The organism is Parabacteroides caeci, from assembly GCF_023656795.1.
GTDB classification, from domain to species: Bacteria; Bacteroidota; Bacteroidia; order Bacteroidales; family Tannerellaceae; genus Parabacteroides; species Parabacteroides segnis.
The window spans coordinates 22477-32273 of the sequence record NZ_JAMOKT010000072.1; the positions used below are offsets into that span (position 1 = coordinate 22477).

Sequence of the window (9797 nt, forward strand, 5' to 3'; positions counted from 1 at the left end):
TATCCGGGAGTGTATCAAAAGCTATGCTAAAAGGCTTTGATACGCTCCCTTTTTATTATGATATCATGAAGAAAGCGATTCTAACAACAAGCGGTATTTTTTTCCCCTTCTTGGCCATCCAAGCCCAACAGACAACCAAGCAACCTAATATTATTTTGATTATGGCCGATGATCTTGGTTGGGGGGATGTCGGTTTCAACGGAAATAAGATAATCAGAACTCCGGTTCTGGACAAACTGGCATCCGAAGGAGTGAAGATGGAACGGTTTTATTCGGCAGGTCCCTTGTCGTCACCAACCCGGGCAAGCGTGCTTACCGGGCGTAATCCTTTCAGAACAGGCGTATTTTCAGCCAATGAAGGTATTTTACGACCTGAAGAGATCACATTGCCAGAGTTGTTAAAGGCTGCCGGTTATCAAACAGGTCATTTCGGTAAATGGCATTTGGGAACACTGACCGCAACAGAGACGGATGCCAACAGGGGACGTCCGGAAAACAAACACTTATACAATCCGCCAGTGTTGCATGGTTATGATGTAGCCTTTGTGACAGAGTCGAAAGTCCCGACATTCGATCCGATGGTCAAACCCCGCGAAAACAACGGTCGGTTTTGGGATTATATGCAGGAGAAAGACACAGCCTTGTCTTATGGTACCGCCTATTGGGACATAAACGGAAACAGGGAAACGGAAGGACTGACGGGAGACGATAGCCGGATCATTATCGATCGGGTCCTGCCTTTTATCGACCGCTCGGTTACAGAGAAGATACCTTTCTTCAGTGTCGTATGGTTCCACACACCTCACCTGCCTTGTGTGGCGGGTCCCGAACATACTGCCTTATACCGGAACTATCCTTTGGAAGAAAGAAATTACTATGGCTGTATTACCGCTATGGACGAACAGATAGGTCGCCTGGTCTCTTTTCTGAAAAACAGGCAGGTGTATGAAAATACGATTATATTGTTTTGCAGCGACAACGGACCTGAACTGAATACACCGGGTACGGCAGGAGATTATAAAGGGAAAAAACGTTCCCTACATGAAGGAGGAATAAGAGTTCCTGCTTTGATGGTCTGGCCGGATCGGATAAAAACGCCTCTAGTATTAAAGGAGCCTTGCTCAACATCCGATTATTTACCATCTTTGCTGGATATAACTGGAATCGCTTATCCCACTGGACGTAAGTTGGATGGTGAATCTTTTTGGCCATTAATGACAGGAAAGTCACAGGTAAAAAAAGAAAGAACTGGTATTCTGTTCGGGACACCAGGGGGCTGTGATGGAAGGAAACTATAAGTTATACTATTCGGAAGGTCAATATGAATTATATGATATAGAAGATGATCCGTATGAAAAGTATAACCTGGCGGAACAGTTGCCCGATATCACCAAACGATTATGTAAAGTTTTGTCGATACAACTGGAAAGTTACGAAAGCTCGTTTTCCGGAAAAGAATACGGCCGCGAGTCCTACGACAAAGTAGGGCAAGACTGGTGGAATATAACAAAACAATAAATAGTATGAAACGTCGTGATTTTATCAAAAGCTCGTTAGTAGCAGGAGTCGGCTTCAACGGGTATTCATTGGCTCAGGCATCCGAAGGTAAAACAGGGAAAAACGAGGGGGGAAAAAAGGTTATCAACCCGGCAAAAGCAACCCGGCAACCCCACATAGTCTTTATCATGAGCGACCAGCATCGCGGAGACGCATTGCACTGCATGGGTAACGAAGCTGTGATCTCTCCCAATATCGACCGATTGGCAGAAGAGGGAACACTTTTTATCAACGGTTACTCTTCAACCCCAAGCAGCACACCGGCACGTGCCGGTCTGTTGACCGGCCTGTCTCCCTGGAACCACGGGATGCTGGGATACGGCCGGGTGGCAACCGAATATAAGTACGAGATGCCACAGATGTTGCGCGACCTGGGATATTATACGTTCGGTATTGGAAAGATGCACTGGTTCCCACAGAAAACATTACACGGCTTCCATGCAACATTGGTCGATGAGAGCGGACGCAGTGAAAGTCCTGATTTCATAAGCGATTACCGCGAATGGTTCCAACTGAACGCACCGGGCAAAAATCCCGACCAAACAGGTATCGGCTGGAACGACCATGCCGCCGGTGTCTATCAATTAGATGAAAGACTGCATCCCACGACCTGGACAGGACAGACTGCCTGCGAACTGATCCGTAATTATGACAACGATCAACCCCTCTTCCTGAAAGTGTCGTTTGCCCGCCCGCACAGTCCGTACGATCCACCGCAGCGTTATCTCGATATGTATAAGAATACCGATATCCCTGCTCCTTCGGTAGGCGATTGGTGCGGTAAATATGCGGAACGCAAAGAACCGGACCAGGTAAAAAAAGATGCAGCATTTGCTAATCTGGGCGACGAATATGCCATCAATTCCCGCAGGCACTATTATGCTAATGTTACTTTTATCGACGACCAAATCGGAGAGATTATCAAGGCATTGAAAGAAAGAGGAATGTACGACAATACATTGATCTGCTTTACTGCCGACCACGGTGATATGCTGGGCGACCACTATCATTGGCGTAAAACCTATGCCTATGAAGGATCGACCAAAGTGCCTTATGTCGTGAAATGGCCCTCTTCCCTTTCTAAACAAATAAAGACGGGAACCAAAGTGGAACAACCGGTAGAGTTGCGTGACTTCCTTCCCACCTTCCTGGAGATAGCCGGCGGAGAAGTCCCTGCCGATATGGACGGAAAATCTCTGCTTAAACTGGTTACCGGAAAACAAGATGAATGGCGGAAATACATCGACTTGGAGCATGCAACCTGTTATTCGCCCGATAACTACTGGTGCGCATTGACCGACGGTAAGATCAAATACATCTGGTTCATGCACTCCGGCGAAGAACAATTGTTCGACCTGACAACCGATCCGGGCGAGAAGAAAGATCTGGCAAAAACAGATCGCTACCGGAAACAATTATCGGAAATGCGGAAGGAGATGGTGCAGCACCTCCAGGAAAGAGGAGACGGCTTTGTTAAAAACGGGCAACTCGTCAAACGGGATAAAACATTGCTTTACAGCCCGAATTATCCAAAAGAAGCATCTAAATGATAAGTAAAAGATATATAACAATGTATAAACAATTAATAGGTATTAGTATTATCACCCTGCTTGTCGGTTGCCGGGAAGCAAATGTACCCCATTGCAGTTATGAGGCATCGCCGGTCGACATCGGGATTGTTCAAAAGGGAGAAAGCCTGATCGGCAAAGGTCCTTCCGCATTCAGTGTCGACGGACATTTTATGTGGGGCGCTTCCGTCCTGAAATCAGAAGAAGACGGGAAATATTATATGGTTTATTCGGCGCCTGAAGCCGGAGAGTATCCGTTCAATAACGCCTGGGTGTATGGCTCCAAGATGGGACTGGCTGTATCCGATCGCCCTGACGCCGGTTTCAGGCAACTGGGCTTCTTCCTGAATGCGGACGGTTTTACGCCCGACACCTCTTCCTGGGATGCACAGACCGTTATGAACCCGCATCTCCGCCGCTTTGGCAATAAATACTACCTCTATTATGTAGGAGGTAAAGACGCCGGCAACCTGCCTGTAAAATCGAAGGCCGACACATTAGACCAGCGAAGCCGCATCCAGCAGATGCTCTGTATCGGTGTCCTCGAGTTCGATTCGTTCGACAAATTACTGAAAGGCGAGTTCGTGAAAAGCAAAACCCCACTGCTCTCGCCCCGGACAAGGGTTAAACCTAACGATATAGTCGACCCGTCTCCCGAAGGAACCCTGCCGAAGCCGGACAACATCATCGTGGTAAACCCCTCGGTTGTTTACCGCCCGTCCGACAGGAAATACCTTCTTTACTTCAAAGGAAATATGTACGATCCGCATTGGCGCGGAGTGCACGGAGTTGCGCTCGGCGACTCGCCGACAGGGCCTTTCATTCCGCTGGATACCGTCGTGTTCGACCTGCCTTCGACCGACGGACAAAAACTTTCAGCTGAAGATCCTTATGTGTGGTATAACCGGAAAGACCGTCTTTTCTATGCCGTATTCAAAGACTTCACCGGACATTTCACGCAGTCTGGTCCTTGTCTGGCTATTATGTATTCGGAAGACGGCATCGATTGGAAGCTACCCGAAAACTCCCTGTTCATGAAGAAGGAACTGGTTTTGACCTCGGGCGATACAGTGAAGGTTCACCGCCTCGAACGTCCGCAGTTATTGCTGGATAAAAACGATGATCCTCAGGTACTATATTCTGCCTGTTCCATCGGAGACGTGAACAAGAAATACGACGGAAGCTCGTTTAACGTACAGATACCATTAAAGAAAAAGTAAACTATGGATATACGAATAAAAGTACCCGTACTTCTCTCTGCGGTTGTTTTGCTTACGGCAAGTTGTTCACCGCAAAAGCCTGTCTCGGGAAATTACGAAGTTATCCCCCTGCCTAAACAGATTGCTATAAAACAGGGAAATCCGTTTCTCCTGACCGGTAAAACAACCATTGTCTACCCATCGGGAGACTCCGCCCTGTCTCATAATGCCCGGCTTCTATCCGGCTATATCGAAGAAGCTACCGGTTTCCGCCTGCCGGTTAAAGAGGAAAATGATGCATCGGGAAAACTTATACGCCTGTTGACAGATAAACAGATAAAAGAGAAAGAAGGGTACCGACTGGTAGTGACAGAGAATGCGGTTGAAGTAGCCGGTTCCACCCCTGCAGGCATTTTTTATGGGATGCAAACCCTGCGTAAATCCTTACCCGTTTGCGACCGGATACCGATAGAACTGCCGGCAGCCACAGTCAACGACCATCCCCGTTTCGCTTACCGCGGCATGATGCTCGATGTCGGACGCCATTTCTTTACCGTCGACTCCGTGAAACGCTTTATCGACATGCTTGCCCTGCATAATGTCAATACGATGCATTGGCATCTGACTGATGACCAGGGATGGCGTATCGAGATAAAGAAATACCCACGTCTGACAGAGGTCGGTTCGATCCGTAAAGAGACCGTTATCGGACGGAATACCAACGAATATGACGGCAAACCTTATGGAGGCTTTTACACACAGGACGAAATACGCGATGTGATCGCCTATGCCGCCGAGCGGTATATCACGATCATTCCCGAGATAGATTTACCCGGGCACATGAGTGCGGCACTAGCCTCTTACCCTGAACTGGGATGCACCGGAGGTCCCTACGAGGTCGGTACCCGTTGGGGAGTAAAAGACGATGTGCTGTGTGCCGGCAACAACCAAACACTGTCGTTTGTGGAAGATGTATTGGCAGAGGTAATCGACCTGTTCCCTTCCGAATATATCCATGTGGGAGGAGACGAATGTCCGAAGGTACGTTGGGAGAAATGCCCGAAATGCCAGGCCCGCATTAAAGCCGAAGGATTGAAAGCCGACAACAAACACACGGCCGAAAACCGTTTGCAGAGCTATGTCATGACCCGTATCGAACGCTTTGTGAACAGCAAAGGACGGCAAATCATCGGTTGGGACGAGATACTGGAAGGAGGTCTTGCCCCGCAGGCAACCGTCATGAGCTGGCGCGGCATGGGAGGCGGTATCGAAGCCGCCCGGCAAAAACACCCGGTCATTATGAGTCCGAACGGCTTTGTCTATTTCGACTTCTACCAGACCGATCGTGTGGAAGAAGAACCTCTCGCCAACGGCGGTTACCTGCCCGTCGAGAAGGTCTATTCTTTCGAACCCGTCCCGGCCGACCAGCTAACTGCGGAAGAGCAAAAATACATCGTCGGTGCACAGGCCAACCTGTGGAGCGAATACATGACCACCTACAAGCAGGTCGAATACATGACCCTGCCCCGTATGGCAGCCTTGGCGGAAGTACAATGGCTGAACCCGGAGCAGAAGGACTTCAGCGGGTTTATGCCCCGCCTGTTCCGCTTTGTGAAACTATACGACCGCATAGGATACAACTATGCCCGCCATATCGAGGATGTGCAAACCACCTTTGTACCTGTGCCGGAGGAAGGAAACCTGAAAACCGAATTGACAGCCCCGGGTAACGATTACCGGATCGTTTATACGGTAGACGGAAACGAACCCTCCTCAGGCAGCACGACATACGAAGCTCCCCTGAAACTTGTACCCGGAACCATCTTGAAAGCCCGTGTGATCCGTGAAGGACAACCCGGACGCGTTTTCACGGAACAAATCAACGAAGGCTTGTCGGTACTTCATCCGGTCAGCCTGCTGACGAAACCTAGCGGACGTTATGCCTTTAACGGCGGTCCGGAACTGACCGATGGCTTGTTCGGCAACACCAACTATAAGACCGGACGCTGGCTTGGCTTCATCGGCAACAATCTGGAAGCGGTAATCGACCTTGGGAGCTCACGGAAGATAAGCGAAGTGACATTCCACTCCCTGGTTATGAAACGGGACGGTATATGGGACGCCGCCGGGATCTCCGTACATATTTCCGATGACGGCAAGACATTCCGGGAAATAACCGCTGCTGCCATCCCTTCGGAAGGAAATGCCGGAGCAGACGGGATCAAGACCCATACGACCAGTTTCGCTCAGGTAGATGCCCGCTATGTCAAAGTCTTCATCCGTTCGGCACGTGTGCCTGAGGGAACGAAGAATGCCGGACAAAGCGCATTCCTTTTCGTAGACGAGATTATCATTAAATAAAACGACATATCATGAGAACAACACTCACATTGGCCGCCGGTTCCGCCCTTCTGCTCCTGCCGTCCTGCAACGGACAGAAGAAAGCCCCGGCCAGCGGGGAGAAAACAACTCCCAACATCGTCTACATCCTGGCGGACGACATGGGGTATGGCGACATTCGTGCCTATAACCCCGCATGTAAAATACCTACCCCGGCTCTTGATAGCCTGGCTGCCGAAGGTATTGCATTTACCGATGCACATACCAACTCGGCCGTCAGCACGCCGACCCGCTATGGGATACTTACCGGCCGTTATGCCTTCCGTTCGCGCCTGAAAAACGGTGTATTGGTAGGCCACGATCCCTCATTGATCGAACCGGGACGCGAAACGGTCGCCACACTGCTCCGTAAGGGCGGCTATCATACGGCCTGTATCGGGAAATGGCATCTGGGACTCGACTGGGCGCGTCACGACACGACGAAGCCTGTTTTTACCGGCAATCCCTGGGACATAACGGATACCGGCAATATCGACTACGCCGGTCCCGTCCACGGAGGTCCGTCCGACCACGGGTTCGATTACAGTTATGTCTTGCCGGCCTCGCTCGACATCGCCCCTTACGTCTATGTGGAAGATGGGCGGGTGAACAGTCCGGTCAGTACCCATACCCCCGCCTGGCGCAACGACAAAGCCCGCGGGATGTGGTACCGTCACGGCGATAAAGCAGATAACTTCGATCATGCCGACTGCCTACAACATTTCACCCGCAAAGCCGTTGAATATATCACCAGTTCTGCCGGACGCAAGGAACCGTTCTTCCTCTATTTCCCGCTTACCGCCCCGCATACCCCCTGGCTACCCTCGGCGGAGTTTGAAGGTAAGTCGGGAGCAGGAGTTTACGGTGATTTCGTTTGTATGGTCGATGACGTTGTGCGTCAGGTACGGCTGGCGCTCAGGGAAAGCGGACAGCTGGAGAATACCATCATCGTTTTCACCAGCGACAACGGCTCGAGCTGGAATCCGGAAGATATCGAAGAGACAGGCCACCGGGCAAATGCTCATTTCTCAGGCAAGAAGTCCGATATCTGGGAAGGTGGCCACCGCGTCCCCTTCATTGTCTCCTGGCCTCAGCAGATAAAAGAAGGCAAGCAATGCGACGAGGTCATCTGCACGACCGACCTGATGGCTACCTGCGCCGAGATGACCGGTCTGTCTTTGGCTGACAACGCAGGCGAAGACAGCTACAGCTTCTGGAAAATCCTTACCGGACAACCTTACACGTCACCGCTGCGCGAAGCCACAATCCATCATTCCATCGAAGGTTATTTCGCCTTGCGTCAGGGTGACTGGGTCTATCTCGATGCACACGGCTCGGGCGGCTGGTCGCTTCCGGAGAAGCAGGCCGCGCATCTTCCGGCGGAACAGTTATATAATCTGAAGGAAGACCCTGCCGAGCAACTTAACCTGGTAGCTTCCCATCCCGACAAAGTACGTTCGATGAAACAACTGCTTGACCGGTATGTATCTTCGGGAAGAAGCCGCTGACGGAGAGTGAAGCAGATAATACAACTAACAATAAATAACAACAAAATAAAATGAAACATACACTTTCTTTATTGATGGTCGGTGCCGCCCTTCCTGTATGTACACAGGCTACCGGCCCTACGAACTTTATAGTGATCAACCTCGATGATGTAGGGTATGGCGATTTCTCTTTCAACGGAGCTATCGGTTATAAAACCCCCAACATCGACCAGATGGCAGCCGAAGGGATGCGCTTTACCCACTTTCTGGCGGGGCAACCTATCAGCGGGGCTTCCCGTGCCGGGTTGCTCACCGGTTGTTATCCGAACCGCATCGGCTTTTCCGGTGCACCGGGTCCCAACAGCCCCTACGGTATCCATGAAGACGAAGTCACCCTAGGAGAATTAGTGAAGCAGAAAGGCTATAGCACCGCTATCTTCGGAAAATGGCATCTGGGAGATGCCCGACAGTTCCTCCCTTTACAAAACGGGTTCGACGAATACTACGGATTACCTTACTCGAACGATATGTGGCCCTATCACCCCCAGCAAGGAGAAGTGTTCAACTTCCCCGACCTGCCGACCATCGATGGGAATGAAGTGGCGGGTTACAATACCGACCAAACGAAGTTCACGACTGACTATACTACCCGTACTGTCGACTTTATCCGCAAAAACAAGAACAAACCCTTCCTCGTTTACCTGGCACACTCCATGCCACACGTGCCGCTGGCCGTTTCCGACAAATTCAAGGGGAAGAGTGAGCAGGGACTTTACGGAGATGTGATGATGGAGATCGACTGGAGCGTTGGAGAAGTTTTGAAAGCCCTCCGTGAAGAAGGTCTGGAAGAAAACACGCTGGTGGTACTAACCTCAGATAACGGCCCCTGGGCAAACTACGGCAACCATGCCGGTTCGGCCGGCGGACTGCGCGAAGCCAAAGCGACCACTTTCGACGGTGGTAACCGCGTGCCCTGTGTAATGTACTGGAAAGGACAGATCGAACCGGGTACAAGCTGCAACAAGCTGGCCTCCAACATCGACCTTTTCCCGACAATTGCCGAGATCAGCCAGGCACCGCTTCCTGCGCATAAGATCGATGGAGTCAGCCTGCTGCCTCTCATCAAAGGTGAGAAGGATGCCAATCCACGTACCTCTTTCGTTTACTACTTCAATAAAAACGACCTCGAAGCCGTTACCGACGGAACATTCAAGCTGATCTTCCCCCACAAGCATGCTACCTACGAAGAGTATGTACCGGGCAACGACGGTCAGCCGGGCAATCTGACCGTGAAGGAAATCCGCAAGGCCGTGCTCTACGATCTGCGTCGTGATCCGGGTGAGCGGTACGACGTGATCTCCCAATATCCCGAAGTGGCACAACGCCTGATGAAGATAGCCGACGATATGCGTGCCGACCTGGGCGACAACCTGACCCGCCGCAAACCGACCGGACAGCGTCAGCATGGTTTAGTCGATAAAAAGAAATAGTTCCTATGTTTAAAATCGGAAAAGACGGATAGCACGAGATAGCACTACAAAAGCTATACCATTTTAGTTAACTTTGTATTGTATCAAATTCATTATTAACTAATAACGATATAGCTT

General features: G+C 50.6%; 7 protein-coding genes. All 7 read left to right on the top strand.

The window, feature by feature from the left end:
- The first annotated feature begins 23 nt into the window (after nt 1–23).
- From NBH15_RS24820 to NBH15_RS24850, 7 genes are read left to right on the top strand one after another with little or no spacing between them, the layout of a single operon-like run.
- Nucleotides 24–1298 (top strand): sulfatase family protein, encoded by a 1275-nt coding sequence (locus NBH15_RS24820; RefSeq protein WP_250823810.1) that lies wholly within the window; start codon nt 24–26, stop codon nt 1296–1298.
- Nucleotides 1282–1518 carry a hypothetical protein gene (locus NBH15_RS24825; protein ID WP_250823811.1) on the top strand — a complete coding sequence of 79 codons (237 nt, stop codon included), beginning with the start codon at nt 1282–1284 and terminating at the stop codon, nt 1516–1518. The genes NBH15_RS24820 and NBH15_RS24825 overlap by 17 nt, the downstream gene beginning before the upstream one ends.
- Before the next feature lie 5 nt (nt 1519–1523).
- Nucleotides 1524–3107 carry an arylsulfatase gene (locus NBH15_RS24830; protein ID WP_250823812.1) on the top strand — a complete coding sequence of 528 codons (1584 nt, stop codon included), beginning with the start codon at nt 1524–1526 and terminating at the stop codon, nt 3105–3107.
- A gap of 20 nt (nt 3108–3127) precedes the next feature.
- Nucleotides 3128–4345 carry a glycoside hydrolase family protein gene (locus NBH15_RS24835; protein ID WP_250823813.1) on the top strand — a complete coding sequence of 406 codons (1218 nt, stop codon included), beginning with the start codon at nt 3128–3130 and terminating at the stop codon, nt 4343–4345.
- A 3-nt stretch (nt 4346–4348) separates the two neighbouring features.
- Nucleotides 4349–6685 carry a glycoside hydrolase family 20 protein gene (locus NBH15_RS24840; protein ID WP_250823814.1) on the top strand — a complete coding sequence of 779 codons (2337 nt, stop codon included), beginning with the start codon at nt 4349–4351 and terminating at the stop codon, nt 6683–6685.
- An 11-nt stretch (nt 6686–6696) separates the two neighbouring features.
- Nucleotides 6697–8211 carry a sulfatase family protein gene (locus tag NBH15_RS24845; RefSeq protein ID WP_250823815.1) on the top strand — a complete coding sequence of 505 codons (1515 nt, stop codon included), beginning with the start codon at nt 6697–6699 and terminating at the stop codon, nt 8209–8211.
- 50 nt (nt 8212–8261) lie between these two features.
- Complete coding sequence (locus tag NBH15_RS24850; protein ID WP_250823816.1) at nt 8262–9680, top strand: sulfatase family protein; 1419 nt, start codon at nt 8262–8264, stop codon at nt 9678–9680.
- Nucleotides 9681–9797 lie beyond the last annotated feature (117 nt).